Annotated in this window: 19 protein-coding genes; 14 read left to right on the top strand and 5 right to left on the bottom strand. The window is 61.9% G+C overall.

Features of this window, described 5'->3' with window-relative positions; all coding sequences use genetic code 11:
• The first annotated feature begins 8 nt into the window (after positions 1 to 8).
• Positions 9 to 623, top strand: a complete 615-nt coding sequence (locus YA0848_RS03150; RefSeq protein WP_034112413.1) for an NAD(P)-dependent oxidoreductase — start codon at positions 9 to 11, stop codon at positions 621 to 623.
• 116 nt (positions 624 to 739) lie between these two features.
• Here YA0848_RS03150 and YA0848_RS03145 read toward each other — a convergent pair whose 3' ends face one another.
• Entirely contained in the window at positions 740 to 1,636 is an 897-nt protein-coding gene (locus tag YA0848_RS03145; protein ID WP_123480467.1) for a LysR substrate-binding domain-containing protein, read from the bottom strand.
• A gap of 109 nt (positions 1,637 to 1,745) precedes the next feature.
• On the opposite strand from YA0848_RS03145, the gene YA0848_RS03140 reads away from it, so the two are divergent.
• The 3 genes from YA0848_RS03140 (at position 1,746) to YA0848_RS03130 (ending at position 5,757) form a co-directional block, all read left to right on the top strand.
• Positions 1,746 to 3,365: a 5-guanidino-2-oxopentanoate decarboxylase gene (locus tag YA0848_RS03140; protein ID WP_169903299.1), complete on the top strand. Its 1,620-nt coding sequence runs from the start codon at positions 1,746 to 1,748 to the stop codon at positions 3,363 to 3,365.
• 131 nt (positions 3,366 to 3,496) lie between these two features.
• Positions 3,497 to 4,684: a cyanate transporter gene (locus YA0848_RS03135; protein ID WP_169903300.1), complete on the top strand. Its 1,188-nt coding sequence runs from the start codon at positions 3,497 to 3,499 to the stop codon at positions 4,682 to 4,684.
• 137 nt (positions 4,685 to 4,821) lie between these two features.
• A complete protein-coding gene (locus tag YA0848_RS03130) occupies positions 4,822 to 5,757 on the top strand; it encodes a LysR family transcriptional regulator (RefSeq protein WP_034096424.1) in 936 nt (311 codons plus the stop codon).
• Positions 5,758 to 5,782: 25 nt separating this feature from the next.
• Here YA0848_RS03130 and YA0848_RS03125 read toward each other — a convergent pair whose 3' ends face one another.
• The 3 genes from YA0848_RS03125 to YA0848_RS03115 form a co-directional block, all read right to left on the bottom strand.
• On the bottom strand, positions 5,783 to 6,145 hold the full coding sequence (locus tag YA0848_RS03125) for a 5-carboxymethyl-2-hydroxymuconate Delta-isomerase (RefSeq protein ID WP_123480471.1): 363 nt from the start codon (positions 6,143 to 6,145) through the stop codon (positions 5,783 to 5,785).
• Positions 6,146 to 6,200: 55 nt separating this feature from the next.
• Positions 6,201 to 7,124: a LysR substrate-binding domain-containing protein gene (locus YA0848_RS03120; RefSeq protein WP_034096422.1), complete on the bottom strand. Its 924-nt coding sequence runs from the start codon at positions 7,122 to 7,124 to the stop codon at positions 6,201 to 6,203.
• 121 nt (positions 7,125 to 7,245) lie between these two features.
• Positions 7,246 to 7,392, bottom strand: coding sequence for a hypothetical protein (locus tag YA0848_RS03115; RefSeq protein WP_169867479.1), 147 nt, complete (start codon positions 7,390 to 7,392; stop codon positions 7,246 to 7,248).
• Between the two features lie 196 nt (positions 7,393 to 7,588).
• Between YA0848_RS03115 and YA0848_RS03110 the strand changes: the two genes are divergently transcribed.
• Positions 7,589 to 8,893, top strand: a complete 1,305-nt coding sequence (locus tag YA0848_RS03110; RefSeq protein WP_034096420.1) for an MFS transporter — start codon at positions 7,589 to 7,591, stop codon at positions 8,891 to 8,893.
• The gene (locus YA0848_RS03105; RefSeq protein WP_184316067.1) at positions 8,893 to 9,651 is read left to right on the top strand and encodes a substrate-binding domain-containing protein; all 759 of its coding nucleotides are present in this window, start codon (positions 8,893 to 8,895) and stop codon (positions 9,649 to 9,651) included. The genes YA0848_RS03110 and YA0848_RS03105 overlap by 1 nt, the downstream gene beginning before the upstream one ends.
• Here YA0848_RS03105 and YA0848_RS03100 read toward each other — a convergent pair.
• A complete protein-coding gene (locus YA0848_RS03100) occupies positions 9,643 to 10,545 on the bottom strand; it encodes a LysR family transcriptional regulator (protein WP_034096418.1) in 903 nt (300 codons plus the stop codon). The two genes, YA0848_RS03105 and YA0848_RS03100, sit on opposite strands and share 9 nt — an antisense overlap.
• Positions 10,546 to 10,713: 168 nt before the next feature.
• Here YA0848_RS03100 and YA0848_RS03095 point away from each other — a divergent pair, with 168 nt between their 5' ends.
• The 8 genes from YA0848_RS03095 (at position 10,714) to YA0848_RS03060 (ending at position 16,768) form a co-directional block, all read left to right on the top strand.
• On the top strand, positions 10,714 to 11,565 hold the full coding sequence (locus YA0848_RS03095; protein WP_034096417.1) for an STAS domain-containing protein: 852 nt from the start codon (positions 10,714 to 10,716) through the stop codon (positions 11,563 to 11,565).
• Positions 11,566 to 11,567: 2 nt separating this feature from the next.
• On the top strand, positions 11,568 to 11,930 hold the full coding sequence (locus YA0848_RS03090; protein ID WP_034096416.1) for an STAS domain-containing protein: 363 nt from the start codon (positions 11,568 to 11,570) through the stop codon (positions 11,928 to 11,930).
• Positions 11,927 to 12,331, top strand: coding sequence for an anti-sigma regulatory factor (locus YA0848_RS03085; RefSeq protein ID WP_034096415.1), 405 nt, complete (start codon positions 11,927 to 11,929; stop codon positions 12,329 to 12,331). The genes YA0848_RS03090 and YA0848_RS03085 overlap by 4 nt, the downstream gene beginning before the upstream one ends.
• A complete protein-coding gene (locus YA0848_RS03080) occupies positions 12,322 to 13,329 on the top strand; it encodes an ATP-binding protein (protein ID WP_082136187.1) in 1,008 nt (335 codons plus the stop codon). Before YA0848_RS03085 ends, YA0848_RS03080 begins: the two co-directional genes overlap by 10 nt.
• Positions 13,322 to 14,185 (top strand): sensor histidine kinase, encoded by an 864-nt coding sequence (locus YA0848_RS03075; RefSeq protein WP_034096414.1) that lies wholly within the window; start codon positions 13,322 to 13,324, stop codon positions 14,183 to 14,185. Before YA0848_RS03080 ends, YA0848_RS03075 begins: the two co-directional genes overlap by 8 nt.
• Positions 14,175 to 16,115, top strand: a complete 1,941-nt coding sequence (locus tag YA0848_RS03070; protein ID WP_040267596.1) for a response regulator — start codon at positions 14,175 to 14,177, stop codon at positions 16,113 to 16,115. Before YA0848_RS03075 ends, YA0848_RS03070 begins: the two co-directional genes overlap by 11 nt.
• Before the next feature lie 180 nt (positions 16,116 to 16,295).
• Positions 16,296 to 16,508, top strand: coding sequence for a cold-shock protein (locus tag YA0848_RS03065; protein WP_169867475.1), 213 nt, complete (start codon positions 16,296 to 16,298; stop codon positions 16,506 to 16,508).
• A 59-nt stretch (positions 16,509 to 16,567) separates the two neighbouring features.
• Entirely contained in the window at positions 16,568 to 16,768 is a 201-nt protein-coding gene (locus YA0848_RS03060) for a cold-shock protein (protein ID WP_169867474.1), read from the top strand.
• The last annotated feature ends 61 nt before the right edge of the window (positions 16,769 to 16,829 follow it).

Here is a 16,829-nt window from a genome sequence, read left to right as displayed (position 1 = left end):
AGAACATCATGAGCAAGATCGCAATCATTGGCGCCACCGGTCGTGCCGGTAGCCAACTGCTGGAAGAAGCCCTGCGTCGCGGCCATAGCGTGGTCGCCATCGCACGCAATACAGACGCCTTGCCGGCGCGCGACGGCGTCAGCGTCAAGCAGGTCGACGCCCTGAATGCCGAGGCCCTGCAACAGGCCGTCAGCGGCTGCGACGTGGTGATCAGCGCGGCGCACTTCGCCACCTTGCCCGCTGCGGCGGTGCTCGGTCCGGTGAAAAAAGCCGGGGTCAAACGCCTTTTGGTGGTGGGCGGCGCGGGCTCACTGTTGTTGCCGGACGGTAGCCGCGTGATCGACAGCCAGGGCTTCCCGGCCGAATACAAAGCCGAAGCCAGCGCCGGCGCCGAGTTCCTGGAGGCCCTGCGCCAGGAACGGGAACTGGACTGGACCTTCCTGTCGCCGTCGGCGGAATTTGTCGAGACCGAGCGCACCGGCACGTTCCGCCTGGGTCAGGACCATTTGCTGGTAAGCGCCGAAGGCCGCAGCTGGATCAGCTTTGCCGACTACGCTATCGCGATGATCGATGAAGTGGAAAAGCATCAGCACCCGCGCCAGCGTTTTACGGTCGGTTACTGATTGATGGAGTGACTGATCCATCGCTATCGGGGGCAAGCCCCCTCCCACATGGACTGAGGAAACCAGATCAAAACTGTGGGAGGGGGCTTGCCCCCGATGGCGATCGATCGGTCAGTTCAAGTACCGCTGCCCCACCCCTGATCTGAAGAGTGGGCCTGGCTCTGCAGCCAATTCATCAATGCCTCAAGCTCCGGCAGTGGCTGCGTACCCGGCGCAGACACCAGGTAATATCCCATCCCCGTCGGCACCCGCCGTTCAAATGGCATGGCCAGCCGCCCTGCCTTCACATCCTCGCCAATCAGCGCGCAGTCACCGATCGCCACGCCAGAGCCTTGGGACGCCACCGTCATCGCCAGGTCCAGGGTTTCGAAATGATGACCTTGGCTGACCCTGCTCAAGCGCACATCCGCCGCCTTCAGCCAGAGCGTCCAATCCCGCTCGTCTCGCGTGGGATGTAGCAGCACCTGGTGTTGCAGATCCGCCGGTGTGCGCAGCGTCGCGAGCAAGGCCGGGGCGCAGACCGGGGTGAGTCGTTCATCGAATAAATGCCGGGCCTCGGCGGGCTGCTCGGCGATGGGCGCGTAAATCACTGCTGCATCGAAAGGCTCGCGACGAAAGTCCACGGTGTTGGCCACCGTGGTAGTGAGTTCTACCGGCACATCCGGGCGTTCCCGTTGCCATTGCATCAGGCGCGGCAGCAGCCAGCGCATCACACAGGTGGAGGCCTTGAGTTGCAGGGTTTGCTGGCGCCGACCGATGTGCTCCACCGCGTCGCCGATCAGGCCAAACACCTGCTGCGCGCAGTGCTGCCACGCGCGGCCCTGTTCCGTGAGGCTCAAGCCTCGCGCCTGGCGCAGAAACAATGGGTAGCCCAAGTGGCGCTCCAGCCCGGCGATCTGCCGGCTCACCGCGCCCTGGGTGATATGCAGATGTTCGGCGGCGCGGGTGAAGTTGCAGCAGTGGGCCGTGACCCAAAAGGTGTGCAGCGCAGGCAGCGGCGGAAGGCGTTTCATGCGATGAGCCATGACGTGGGGACATGGCAAGTATGACGTTTTATCGATTGTGGGCGCCATGGGCCAACCGTTCCAATACCGCCTTCTCTCATTCATAAGAGCGACCTGTATGGCGACCTGCGGCGAAGTGTTGGTCAACCTTTTGGAAGGCTATGGTGTGGACCATGTGTTCGGCATCCCCGGCGTGCACACCGTGGAGCTGTATCGCGGCCTGGCCCGCTCCGGCATCCGCCATATCACCCCGCGCCACGAACAGGGTGCCGGTTTTATGGCCGACGGTTACGCGCGCACCCGTGGTAAGCCCGGCGTGTGTTTCATCATCACCGGCCCTGGCATGACCAATATCACCACGGCCATGGGCCAAGCCTATGCCGACTCGATCCCGATGCTGGTGATTTCCAGCGTGCAGTCGCGCAGTCAGTTGGGCGGCGGGCGCGGTAAGTTGCATGAGTTGCCGAACCAGAGTGCGCTGGTGGCTGGGGTGGCGGCGTTCTCCCACACCGTGATGTCGGCGGCGGAACTGCCAAGTGTGCTGGCGCGGGCGTTTGCGTTGTTCCAGGCCGGGCGGCCGCGACCAGTGCATATTGAAATCCCCCTGGATGTACTGGTGGAAAACGCCGATGCGCTGCTGGACTGCGCGCCCGTCAGCGTGGCCCGCGCCGGTGCCGCACCGGCGTCCGTCGTGCAGATGGGTCGCTTGCTCGCCACAGCCAAGCGTCCGTTGATCCTGGCCGGCGGCGGTGCCATTGAAGCCGCCGCGGCACTGACCACACTGGCCGACACCCTCGGCGCGCCGGTCGCGCTGACCATCAACGCAAAGGGCCTGCTGCCCGCCGCGCACCCGCTGCTAATCGGCTCGACCCAAACCTTGCCCGCCACCCGCGCCCTGGTGGCCGAAGCCGACGTAGTGCTGGCCATCGGCACCGAGCTGGCGGAAACCGACTACGACACGACCTTCGCCGGCGGCTTCGAGATTCCTGGCACCTTGCTGCGCATCGATATCGACCCGGACCAGACCGTGCGCAACTATCGGCCCGCCGTGGCGTTGGTGGCCGATGCGCGGATCGCCGCCGAGGCCTTGCTGGCCGAACTGAACCACACGCCGCTGCCTGCGCGCGATCCACACTGGGGGCAGCACCGCGTCGCACGGTTGTGGGCGGACTTGGCGCCGACCTGGGACGCCGCCACCCGCGCGCAGACCCTGTTCCTCAACACGGTATTGGCGACCTTGCCCGATGCCGTGCTGGTAGGCGATTCCACCCAACCGGTGTACAGCGGCAACCTGACCCTGAACCTCGACCATCCGCGTCGCTGGTTCAACGCCTCCACCGGTTACGGCACCCTGGGCTATGCCCTGCCCGCCGCCATCGGCGCCTGGCTCGGACGCGGCGATGGCCGGCCGGTGGTGTGCCTGATCGGCGACGGCGGTCTGCAATTCACCCTTCCGGAACTGGCCAGTGCCGTGGAAGCCCGCACGCCGATCATCGTGCTGCTGTGGAACAACCAGGGCTATGAAGAGATCAAGCGCTACATGCTCAACCGCGCCATCGAACCGGTGGGCGTGGATATCTACACCCCGGACTTTATCGGCGTGGCCAAGGCCCTTGGCAGTGCCACTGACAGCGCACACGACGTTGAGCAGCTAAGCAATGCCTTGCACAGCGCCGTGCAACGGCAAGGGCCAACGTTGATTGAAATCGATCAGGGGCTGTGGATGAAGGCGATGTGAGCCGAGGGGGCAAGCAAAGGACCAAGCCCATTAACCCCAGCGCAATTTTTCAATAGCCTTTGCGACTTTCTCATTTGCTCCGCCGGCATCCGCCATGGCCTGATCTGCGCTTGTTCACTCAAGGCTTGCCCATGGAAAACGTTCACGCAAAACCCACTACCGCCGTCTGGCTGATGCTTAGTGTTGTGCTGGTCGCCCTTAACCTGCGCCCTTCGATGGCGGCGGTCGGGCCGTTGTTGTCGTCGATTCGCGGCGATGTGCCATTGAGTTTCAGCAGCGCGGCGTTGTTGACCATGCTGCCGGTGATGGCCATGGGGCTGGCGATGTTTTTCGGCATGGGCCTGGCCAAGCGGGTGGGTGAGCACCGCAGCATCGTGTTGTCCCTGGGGGTGATCGGCGTAGCGACGTTGTCGCGGTTGTGGCTGGACTCGGCGCTGGAGCTGATCGTCAGCGCCATCGCCGCCGGGGTGGGGATTGCGCTGATCCAGGCGGTGATGCCGGCGCTGATCAAGACCCGCTTCAACCAGAACGTCTCGCTGTTCATGGGGCTGTACGTCACGGCGATCATGGGCGGCGCCGCGCTGGCCGCTTCATTCGCGCCGTTCGTGCAGGTGCAGACCGGCAGTTGGCGCATCGGCCTGGCCATCTGGGCGATGCTTGCCGTGTTGGCGCTGGTGTTCTGGTACGCCCAGCGCTCGACGCTGCCGCCAGTGCCCCAGACCGGTTCCGACACGCAGGAACGCTTTTTCGGCAACGCACGCGCCTGGTTGCTGGCGATCTTTTTCGGCCTCGGAACCGCGTCCTACACCTGTGTACTCGCCTGGCTGGCGCCGTACTACGTGGAACAAGGCTGGAGCGAACAGAACGCCGGCCTGGTGCTGGGCTTTCTCACGGCAATGGAAGTGGTGTCGGGGCTGATCACGCCGGCCATTGCCAACCGTCGCCAGGATAAACGCAGCGTGGTGGCGACGTTGCTGGTGCTGATCATCCTCGGTTTCTGCGGCCTGATTCTGGCACCGCAACACGTGAGCCTGCTGTGGCCATGCCTGCTCGGCCTGGGCATCGGCGGGTTGTTCCCGATGAGCCTGATCCTGTCCCTCGATCACCTGGACAACCCGCGCCGCGCCGGCGGCCTCACCGCCTTTGTGCAGGGCATCGGCTACCTGATCGCCGGTGTGTCGCCGCTAATCGCCGGGGTGATTCGCGACCGATTGGGCAGCTTCGAATGGGCTTGGTGGGCACTGACCGGAGTGATCGTGGTGATGCTGCTGATGGTCACGCGCTTCGACCCGAAGTATTACGCACGCCATTTCCGCTGAGGTCGTATTGCCAACAGTTTATGTCCCACCACAAACATAGAAACACCCTACAGAGCTTTCTATTGGTACGACCGTTCCGTTAATCTTTTGCGCTGTCTTGTACTGAATTCGGTACATGGGATTTACGGACGAAACCGATGTTAAACAGTAACTTGCTCAGAAAACTCGATATGCAGGACTTGATGGTGTTTATCGCCGTCTATGACCAGAGCAGCGTTACCGAGGTGTCAGAAACGCTGTTTGTCAGCCAGTCCACGGTGAGCTACAGCCTCAAGAAACTGCGCACCAGTTTCGAGGACGAGCTGTTTATCAACACCCGTGCGGGCATGCGGCCGACGTACAAGGCCACCACCATGTACGAGCATGTGCAGAAGATCCTCGAAAGCATCAACCTGTGCCACGCCGGTGGCCAGGCTTTCGACCCCAAGCAGCAGGCGGTGACCTTCAATGTGTGCGCCCCGGAATACTTCGAACAGCTGATCCTGCCGCGCCTGCTCAAGCAATTCGATCGCGCCGACCTGCCGGTGATCGTTAATGTGCGCAAGCTGGAGACCGATATCCCCGCCGACGACCTGCGCGAAGGCCGCTTGGACCTGGTGATCTGTTTCGGCCCGCATTTCCACCGCGCCCATAAAGACTTCAAGACCCAAATGCTGCTGGAGGATGACCTGGTCTGTGTGTTCGACAAACGCGCCGCGCCACGGGAACCGGCGTTCAGCCTGCAATCCTTCGTCGAACGCCGCCATGTTTTTCCGACACCCTGGACATCCGACACCAACATGATCGACGGCTGGCTCGGGCGCCAGGCGCACAAACGCCAGGTGGTGGCGCGGGCCAACAGCTACAGCGCGGCCTTGAAGATGATCAGCGGCACCGACTACGTCGTCACCCTGCCCCGCCGCGTGCAAAAACTGCTGGCACCGGCCACCACCTTCGGCCACTGCGAAGCCCCCAACGGCTTGCCGGGGTTCACTTTGGATATGCAGTGGCATGAAAGCAGCGGGCAAGACCGCGCCAATGCCTGGTTCCGGGAACAACTGGTGAAGGTCTGCGCCGAGCAAGGCTTGCTCTGACGCCCGCGTACCTTAGGGGCAGTGATCAGCCGATGGCGACTTTGCTGTAGGACTCGCGATCCATATCGACCAACTGCACGCTGAGTTGTACCTGCATATCCGCTGGCCACTCGCCCACGTCCTGCAAGGCCGCCAACAGGCTCTCCGACAACTGCTTTTTAACCTGAGGCGAGCGCCCGCTGAGCAAGGACAGTTTTACCGCGATAAAAGCCCGCGGGCTCAGCGAGGTGCCAACCTGGAAACTCTCGACCTTGAACGCGCGGCTTTTGATATCGAACTCGGAGCCGAACTGCCCGGACGCCATCAGCACGTTATTGAGCCGCAACAGGGTTTTCTCGACGGCCAGGTCGGTGAGGTTCGCGGTGTATTCCAGGTGCAGGTGCGGCATTGATCGCTCCGAGTTATTTGTAGGAAGACGCGTAGATATAACACGGATAAAACCATCAGGCTGGGTTCACCGGCCCGCGATCCCCCATAAACGCTTCCAATCGCGAACGCACCCAACGCTCGGCCGGGTCGGTGTCCACATGGCTGAGCCAGACCATCGACAGATCCAAGGTCGGCGTTTCGAACGGGAATGGCTCGCAGAACAGATTGCCTGACACGGCCATGGCCTCGGCGGCGTAGTCCGGCAGGCTGGCGATCAAGTCAGTGCCGGCCAGCAGCGCTGGCAAGGCGCTGTACTGCGGCACCGACAGCACCACCTGACGCTTGCGGCCGATTTCCGCCAGCCACTCATCGGCGAACCCCGACACGTTGGCGGTGTGGGACACCAGCACATGAGGCCGTGCGCAATATTCATCGAGGGTCAGCGGCGTGTCCGAGGCGTCGGCGCGCAACAGGCGCGGACGGATATGACGCAACAATTTGCGCTTGGCATTGGCCGGCAGGCCACGGGTCTGGGTGATGCCGACGGTAATGTCGCCGGATGCCAACAGATCGGGAATGCGCCAGTAGTCGACATGCTGCACCACAAACACCACCTTCGGCGCTTCCTGGCGCAAGGCGCGCAGCAGCGGCGGCAACAGGCCGAATTCCACATCGTCGGACAGGCCGATGCGAAACGTCATGGTGCTGATGGACGGGTCGAAATCGTGGGTCAGGCTCAAGGCCGACGACAATGAATCCAGGGCCGGTGACAGGTGCTGAATGATTTCCTCGGCCCGCGCAGTTGGCTCCATGCGATGGCCAACGCGAATAAACAACGGGTCGTTAAACAGCGTACGCAAACGGTTGAGCGCCGAACTGATGGTGGGTTGGCCCAGAAACAGCTTCTCCGCCACGCGCGTGACGTTGCGCTCAAGCATCAGTGCTTCGAAAACCACCATCAGATTGATGTCGGCCTTGCGTAATTCATTGCGATTCATCGCGCCTGCCCTTTGCCCTAGACGAGCCGCAGTGTAGAAAGCGCCGCGGCGGGCGTCTATGCGCATTGCCGCCAAACACACCGGCAGGTCGGTACCCGCCGGTGCTGGTCAGGCCGGGTCATCAGGGTTTGAGCGGTATTTCCTGATCTCGCTCGGACAGCTCCGTGCCATCGTCGGGATGTTTCCAGGTCTGCGGTTTTTCCTCCTCGTGGCGCTGCCGGGGCTGCTCCTGCTCCGGTTCATCGTGGTGCTTCGGTTCATTGCCCATTGTCACCTCCCCTCCCAAGAATTGGACACAGCTACAAGCATAGAACAGGACAAAGGGTTTGGCCGCCTTCTTGATTGATAGCTATGACGCATCAATAAATCCAAAATTTTCACTTATCATTTCTAAATGTGTCAGCCACTATCCCAAGTCTTAAGCGAAACAAGCACTTTAAAAAGAACGCTGGAGACACAACACCATGACTAGCTCAACCCGGCCTGACTCTGCCCGCTCCAAAGTGGGCGCGGTATTGCGCGTTACTTCGGGTAACTTCCTCGAACAGTTCGACTTCTTTCTGTTCGGCTTCTATGCCACTTACATTGCTGCCGCGTTCTTCCCCGCCGCTAATGAGTTTGCGTCATTAATGATGACCTTCGCCGTGTTCGGCGCAGGCTTCCTGATGCGGCCTCTGGGTGCAATCGTTTTGGGTGCCTATATCGATGACGTGGGTCGCCGCAAAGGCCTGATCGTGACGCTATCGATCATGGCCAGCGGTACGCTGTTGATCGTGCTGGTGCCGGGCTATCACAGCATTGGCCTGTGGGCGCCGCTGCTGGTGCTGCTCGGTCGCCTGCTGCAAGGCTTCTCGGCCGGCGCGGAACTGGGCGGTGTGTCGGTGTACCTGGCCGAGATGGCCACGCCGGGCCGCAAAGGTTTCTATACCAGCTGGCAATCGGGCAGCCAGCAGATCTCCATCGTGGTCGCCGCCGCGCTGGGTTATGGCTTGAACGTGTGGATGGAACCGTCGGTGGTGGCCGACTGGGGCTGGCGCATTCCGTTTGCGGTGGGTTGCGTCATCATCCCGTTTATCTTTGTACTGCGTCGCAACTTGCAGGAAACCGAAGAATTCGCCAACCGCAAGCATCGCCCGACCATGCGCGAAGTGCTGGCAACCCTGGTAAAGAACTGGACCGTGGTCATCGGCGGCATGCTGATGGTGGCCATGACCACCACCGCGTTCTATCTGATCACCGTGTACGCGCCGACCTTCGGCAAGACCGTGCTGCAACTGAGCACTTCCGACGCACTGCTGGTGACCTTGCTGGTGGCCATTTCCAACTTCGTCTGGCTGCCCATCGGCGGCACTCTCAGTGACCGTTTCGGTCGTAAACCGGTGCTGATCGCCATGACTGCGCTGACCGTGCTCACGGCCTATCCGGCGTTGTCCTACGTGGTCAACGCGCCGAGCTTTGCGCATATGCTGGAAACCCTGCTGTGGTTCTCCTTCCTGTACGGCATGTACAACGGCGCCATGATCCCGGCGCTGACCGAAATCATGCCGGTGGAAGTGCGCGTGGCGGGTTTCTCTCTGGCCTACAGCCTGGCGACCGCGATCTTCGGCGGCTTCACCCCGGCTATTTCCACCTGGTTTATTCACATCACCGAAGACAAAGCCTCGCCGGCCTATTGGATGATGTTCGCCGCGCTGTGTGCACTGTGCTCGACCCTGGCGCTGTACCGCCGCGCCAACGCCCGTGGTCAAGTGATGCAGGGGGCCGTGTGATGAAATCAATGTTCAAAACCCTGACCGCCCTCGCCCTCGGCGCCCTGGCACTAACGGCCCAGGCCGAACAGCTCAAGGTGATGACGTCCGGCGGCTTCACCGCAGCTTATAAAGTGCTGGGCCCGCAATATGCCCAGCGTAGCGGCGACACCCTCGACACTATTCTCGGCCCATCCATGGGCAAGGCGCCGGAAGCGATTCCCAACCGCCTGGCCCGCGGCGAGCATGCCGACGTGGTGATCATGGTCGGCTATGCCCTGGATGAGTTGATCAAGCAAGGTAAGGTGGACCCCGCCTCACGGGTGGAACTGGCCGACTCGCGCATTGGCCTGGTGGTCAAGCAAGGGCAGCCAAAACCGGCGATCGGCACCGACGCCGAGCTAAAGGCGGTGCTCAGCAACGCCAAGTCCGTGGCGTATTTCGACAGTGCCAGCGGCGTGTATGTGGAAAAAGAGTTGTTCAAGAAACTCGGTATGCCGGCCAAGGGCACCATGATCGAACGCCTGCCGGTGGCCGAGCAGGTAGCCAAGGGTGATTACGATGTGGGCTTGCAGCAGGTGGCGGAACTGTTGCCGGTACCGGGCGTGACCTTTGTGGGCAAGATCCCTGAAGACGTGCAATCGGTGACGCGCTTCGCCGCGGGCATTCCGGTGAACGCCGAGCACCCTGAGCAGGCCAAGGCGCTGCTGCAGTTCCTTGCCTCTCCCGAGGTGCAACCGGCGGTGCGGGCCACCGGCCTGGACTCAGTGTCACACTGACCGAAACGGCATCTCGCGCACCAAGCGCTCCAACTCCAGCGCCGCTGGCGGCAAAGTCCGCCCGCGGCGCTTGATCAAGCCCACATTGCGCATCACCTGCGGCTCCACCAGCGGCACGCTCACCAGAATCGGGTGCTCGCACGCTGGCATCGCAATCGACGGCACCATCGCCACCCCCAGCCCCGCTTCTACCAGCCCGATCATGGTGGTCACGTGGTGGGTCTCGCAAATACTCAGCTTCTTAACGCGCACGCCACGCAAGGCCTGGTCGAGCAGAAAACGATTGCCCGAGGTCTTGTCAACGCTGATGTAGTCGTGCTCATAGGCTTCGGCCCACGTCACGCTGGCGCGTCCGGCCAGCGGATGGTCACGCCGGCACGCCAACACGTAGCGCTCTTGCAACAACAGTTCGAACTCCACCTCATCGGCCAGGCTGCCGCTGAAACTCACGCCGAAATCCGCCTCGCCGCTTTCCACCGCACTGCACACCTCGCCGGCACTGGCGTCGAGCACCCGCAGACGAATCTTCGGGTAGAGCTTGTGGAATTCGGAGATCACGTGAGGCATGAAGTAGTACGCGGTAGAAGGCACGCAGGCGATGGTGACGTTGCCCATGCGCGTCGATGCCACGTTGCTGATACCCATCAGGGCGAGGTCCAGGTCGTCGAGCATGCGTTCGACCTGCGGGAGAAAAGCGCGTCCCACCATGGTCAGACTGACGCGCCGGGTAGTGCGCTCGAACAGCTTCACGTCCAGCGCCGATTCGAGCTTTTCGATGCGGCGGCTCAAGGCCGGTTGCGAGATGCGGATCGCCTCGGCAGCGCCGCGGAAACTGCCTTTGTCCACCACGGCACGAAAGGCCTGAAGGTCATTGAGATCGAAATTGATAATCACGGGAAACACTGGCCGACTAGGGGGGGCGATCTATAGTACCCGAGGGCCATGAACGTGGCGCGACGCACTTTGTAGACATCCCCCGGAATAATTAGCGTAAACCGTTTCAAACCACACATTTTGGTATAGATTGCGCGCAGCATATAACAGGCATCCAGGAGCTTTCCCATGGCGACACTTCACGCGACTACCGTTCAGGCGCTGCAAAGCAACAAACTCAGCTTGTTGACCACATGGATCGAAAGCCTCGAAGCCTCGGGTGCCACCCGCAACGTCAAGGAAGCCGACCTGAAACAACAGGCCAACGACTTCCTGAACACACTGATTGCAGCCCTGGAACAAGGCGGTTCGCAGAACGTTAACCAGGAGAACTGGGCCGAAACCCGCGTACTCCTGGAAAAGCTGTCCCACAGCCGCGCACTGGTCGGCCAGGACTCGCAACAAACCGCCAGTTTCATCTTCGCCCTCAAAGGCCCGCTCTTCGCCCTGCTGCAACGCGAATATGCCGAGCAGCCAGCGCAACTGGCCGAACAGCTATGGGAAATCTCCGAGCTGCTGGACGCCTTGGGCATGCACACCATCCGTACCTTCCAGAAGTCCCGCGAGCTGGTGATCAAACGCCAGCAGGAAGAACTGCTGGAACTGTCCACGCCGGTGGTCAAGTTGTGGGACGGCGTGCTGGCCCTGCCGATGATCGGCACCCTGGATTCCCAGCGCACCCAGGTGGTGATGGAATCGCTGCTGCAACGCATCGTCGACACCGGCGCGGAAATTGCGATCATCGACATCACCGGCGTGCCAACCGTCGATACCCTGGTGGCCCAGCACCTGCTCAAGACCGTGACCGCCATTCGCCTGATGGGCGCCGATTGCATCATCAGCGGCGTGCGCCCGCAGATCGCCCAGACCATCGTTCACCTGGGCCTTGACCTGCAAGGCGTCGTCACCAAGGCCAATCTCGCCGACGCCCTGGCCCTGTCCCTCAAGCGTCTGGGCGTGACCGTGACCAAGGCCGTCTGACCATGGAACGCATCCCGATTTTGCAGATGGGCGAGTTTCTGCTCGTGACCATCCAGGTGGATATGCACGACCAGCTCGCGTTGACGCTGCAGGACGACCTGTCCGAACGCATCAACCGCACCTCGGCGCGTGGGGTATTGATCGATATCTCGGCGCTGGACATGGTCGACTCCTTTATCGGCCGCATGATCGGCACCATCTCCGGGCTCTCGCGGATCATGGATGCACAGACCGTGCTGGTGGGTATGCAGCCGGCAGTGGCCATTACCCTGGTGGAGCTGGGCATGACCTTGCCTGGAGTCGCCACCGCACTCAATGTCGAACGCGGCATGAAGCTGTTGCGCGAGCGGGTAGAAAACTCATGACCCTGGCCAGCAATGGCACTCATCCCGTGCTGATCGAACAGGACGTTGTGCTGGCTCGACAACTGGTCCGCAAACTGGCCCAGGATTGCGGCATGCGCCTGATCGACCTGACCAAATTGGTCACGGCCGTCAGTGAGCTGGCGCGTAACACGGTGGTCTACGGCGGCGGCGGGTATATGGATTGGGAAATAGTCGAGAAAGACCTGCGCTCCGGCGTTCGTCTGACGTTTCGCGACGAAGGCCCGGGCATTCCCGATATCAAACTGGCGATGACCGACGGCTGGACCTCCGGCGGCGGGCTCGGCCTGGGGCTGACCGGCGCCAAGCGCCTGGTGGACGAATTCGAACTGGATACCGCACCCGGCCAGGGCACCCGCGTGACGATCACTCGATGGTCCTGAATATTCCCAGCGCCCTCACGCAGGTGTTGTTGATCGAGGATGTGAGCCAGATTGGTCACGCCCGACGTACCGCACAGAAACTCGCCGAACACTTGGGCTTCGACGAAACCGACGCCGGTCGCGTGGCCCTGGTGGCCACCGAACTGAGCAGCAATATCCTCAAGCATGCCGCCCACGGCCAATTGCACCTGCGCGCCACCGGCAACGGCGGTGTGGAGATGATCGCCGTGGATCGCGGCCAGGGCTTTGACCTGGACAGCTGCCTGGTGGACGGGTTTTCCACCGGCGGCACCCAGGGCATCGGCATGGGCGCCATTTCACGGGTGGCCCAAGTGTTCGATGTGTACGCCGACCCACGCGGTACGGCGATGCTGGCGCGCCTGTATCCGAGAGCCTCAACGGCCAAGGACATACGTTACGGGGTCAGCCAACACTCCCTGCATGACGACCCGGCCTGCGGCGATGCCTGGCACCTGGCAATCGAACCCGGCCGCTTCAGTGTGATGGTGGCCGATGGGCTGGGCCATGGCAGCGAAGCCGAACGCGCCGCGCGGGACGGCGAACAGGTGTTCGCACGGGGCGCCTTTGACGAAGCGACGCTGCTGATGGCAGATATGCACGCCGGCATGAGCGGTACCCGTGGCGGTGCCGTGGCCGTGGCGCAATACAACGCGGCGACCGGCAGCCTGCGCTTTACCGGCGTGGGCAATATCGGCGCCAGCCTGATCGGCCCTGGCAAGTCCCGCGGTCTGGCGTCTCATCCAGGCATCGTCGGCGTGCAGTTTCGCAAGGCGCAGCCATTCGACTACGCTGAGGTCAGCGGCCAGTTGCTGATCCTGTTCAGCGACGGCCTGCAGTCACGCTGGAACCTGGCCGACTATCCCGGGCTGACGCACCGCCACCCGGCTTTGATCGCCGCCATCCTGCACCGTGACTTCTGTCGCGGCCGGGATGACGTCACCGTTTTCGTGATTGCCCTGGAGGCCATCGATGGCTGATACCACTGCCTCGCTCGCCGCAGAAGTCCAGCGCTTGCGTCAAGAGGCCGATGCGCTGCGCGCCGAATTGGACGAGACCAACCAAGGCGTGCTGGCGCTGTATGCCGAGCTGGATACCCAAGCCGATCAACTGCGCCAGGCCTCGGACCTCAAGAGCCGCTTCCTGTCGTATATGAGCCACGAGTTCCGCACGCCATTGGGCTCGATCCTGAGTATCACCAGCCTGCTGGACGATGAACTCGACGGCCCACTCAGCCCCGAGCAACACACCCAGGTGGGCTTTATCCGCAGCTCGGCGCGAGAACTGCGCGAGATGGTCGACGATCTGCTGGACCTGGCCAAGATCGAGGCCGGGCGCATCAGCATCTCCCCGGCCTGGTTCGATATGTTCGACCTGTTCTCGGCCCTGCGCGGCATGTTCCGACCGATTGTGGATGCGTCGTCGGTGGACCTGATCTTCGAAGAGCCCGCCGGCTTGCCCAAGCTTTATACCGATGACAAAAAGCTCGCGCAGATCCTGCGCAACTTTATCTCCAACGCGCTGAAGTTCACGCTGCAGGGCGAGGTGCGGGTGTCGGCGCGCATGGAGAACGAGCGGGAGATCCGCTTCGCGGTGCAGGACACCGGCCTTGGCATCCCCATCGAACTGCACAGCAACCTGTTCGAGGATTTCTCGCAGATCGACTCGCCGCTGCAAAAGCGCCTGCGGGGCACCGGGCTGGGGCTGTCGCTGTGCAAGCGCTTCGCCGAGCTGCTGGGCGGCCGGGTTGGGGTAGAAAGCACGCCCGGCGTGGGTTCGTTGTTCTTTGTGGTCATTCCCCTTTCCATCGCCAACGAGACCGTCGATGAAACGTGACATCCAACTGCTGATCGTCGACGACAACGCCGCCACGCGTTACGCCCTGCGCCGGCGCCTGGAGAACCATCACTACCAAGTGCTGGAGGCCGGCACCGGTCAGGACGGCCTGGACCTGATCGCCAGCCGTACCATCGATGCGCTGATCCTGGACGTCAACCTGCCGGACATGAGTGGCTTCGATATCGTGCGCGGCCTGCGCGCTGACCCCGCCACCGCGTTGCTGCCGGTGGTGCATGTGTCGGCGGCCTCGATCGAGACCGGCGATATCATCACCGGCCTGGACGCCGGCGCCGACGCATACCTGATCCACCCGGTGGACCCTGAAGTACTGCTGGCCACCCTGCGCACCTTATTGCGGGTCCGCGACACCGAGTACGCCTTGCGCGAGAGCGAGGCACGCTTTCGTGAGATTTTCTTCAACATCAGTGCGCCCATCGCAGTGATGGACGCGCAGCTCAAAGTCCACGAGTGCAACCACGCCTTCGCTCAACTGATTCACGACAACCTCAACCCGGACGCTCTGCTGGAATGCTTCGCCGCCGATCAATTGGCCGTGATCCAGGAGCTGTGCCTGCGCCTGGCCGCTGGTGAACGCTGGAAAGGCACCTTGCTGATGAAGGTCGACGACCAGTTGCGCGAGACCGAGTGGCAGATTTCACCGTACCGCCGCGCCGGCCTGAGCCTGGTGTTTGTTGAAGACGTGACCGAGCATCGCCATCGCGAGCGGCATCAACAGGCCGAATTGGCCAACGCTGCGAGCCAACTGGCGCGCACCGAAGCCCAATTGCTGCAGGCGCAGAAGATGGATGCGTTGGGCAAGCTCACTGGCGGTATCGCCCACGACTTCAACAACCTGCTGACCGGCATCATCACCAGCCTGGAACTGATCAAAAAACGCATCCAGAGCCAGCGCACCGAAAAAGTACTGGGCTATGCCGACGCCGCGCTGAACTCCGCCCTGAGCGCCGCCGGCCTGACCAACCGCCTGCTCGCATTCGCGCGCCAGCAGCCTCTGGATACGCGCCCTACCGATATCAACGCGCATATCCGTTCCCTGGAAGAGTTGCTGATGCGCACCATCGGCGAGCACATCGCGCTGAATCTGGAGCTGACCAACAACCCGGCTGTGGCGATGGTGGACCCGATTCAACTGGAAAGCGCTGTGCTCAACCTGGTGATCAACGCCCGGGATGCCCTGCCACAAGGCGGGATCATCTGGGTCACCACCTACCCGGCGTATTCCACCGGTAACCCCAAGCTGGAAAACGGCCCGTACATTGCCCTGTCGGTACGCGACAACGGTGTGGGCATCGAACCCAGCGTCATCGACAAGGTGTTCGACCCGTTCTTCACCACCAAACCGGTGGGCCAGGGTACCGGCTTGGGTCTTTCGACCATCTACGGTTTCGCGCGCCAGTCCGGCGGCGACGCACAGATCCGCAGCGTGACCCGCCAGGGCACCGAAGTGACCATCATGCTGCCCGCTGCCGACGGTCCTGCGGCCCAGGCCATCAAGGTAGAAGCATTGCCAGGCATGGGTCACGGCGAACATATCCTAGTGGTCGAAGACATGCCGTCTGTGCGCGGTTTCGTGGCCGAAGTCCTGATGGATGCGGGCTACCGCTGCAGCCTGGCAGCGGACGGCGACGAGGCCATTGTCATGCTGCGGGCCGATCCAACAATCAACCTGCTGCTTACCGATTTCGGTCTGCCCTACATGACCGGTCGCGAGCTGGCGGACCACGCACGGGGCATGCGCGAGGAGCTACCGATCCTATTTATGACCGGTTACGCCGAAAACGCGGCAAACCGACAGGATTTTCTCGGCGAACGCATGGACCTGATCACCAAGCCATTTCATATCGATCAATTGCTGGAAAAAATCCGCCAGGGGCTGGAACCGTCCAAACCTGGGTCCTCAACCTGATTTTTCAGACAATAACTGCGTAGTCTGGCGTATTTCCAAGGGCGGTGAACCTGTCAAGAATGACAGTACCGCCGGTCTTGTGGCGCGTTGACGCCCAGACTCATCGGAACTTTGATTATGGATACCGTCGTCAGGTCGACTCGACTGACGGTAGACACCAAGGCTTCGAGGATATGAGCAATGAGCGACAGACAAAACGGCACAGTGAAATGGTTCAACGAAGCCAAGGGCTTCGGCTTTATTAGCCCCGAGAGTGGGCCTGACCTGTTCGTGCATTTCAGAGCGATTATGGGCACCGGCTTCAAAACGCTGACCGAAGGGGAAAAGGTCACTTTCGAGGCTGTGCAGGGACAGAAAGGCATGCAGGCGGACAAAGTCCAAGTCGAAAAATAACCCCCACACGCTTACCGGCCACAACCGGCCACGTATTGCACTGAAAAAGGAGAACGGCCATGCCCATTGAAACTCCACAGACTGCAATTCCCACCAGCAACGAGACGATACCCTACGGCGAGCAAGAGGTTTTCTTCAGCTATGACGGTGAGCCGGTACTGCGTCCTGGGCAGGTCGTGACCTACGAACGGGTCAGAGGTCCGGGCGGTGAGTGGCAGGCGATCAATATCGAGATAGTGAAGGACGTCACCGTGAACTAGCGCAAAAACGCCCCACGAACCAGCGGGTCACTTCATCGTCGCCACTGACCTGCACGGTCTG

Origin of the sequence: Pseudomonas sp. S4_EA_1b, from assembly GCF_016307435.1 — a bacterium.
Lineage (GTDB): Bacteria > Pseudomonadota > Gammaproteobacteria > Pseudomonadales > Pseudomonadaceae > Aquipseudomonas > Aquipseudomonas rhodesiae.
The sequence above is the reverse complement of the archived record's forward strand: the minus strand, read 5'-3'. Positions and strand labels throughout refer to the sequence as shown.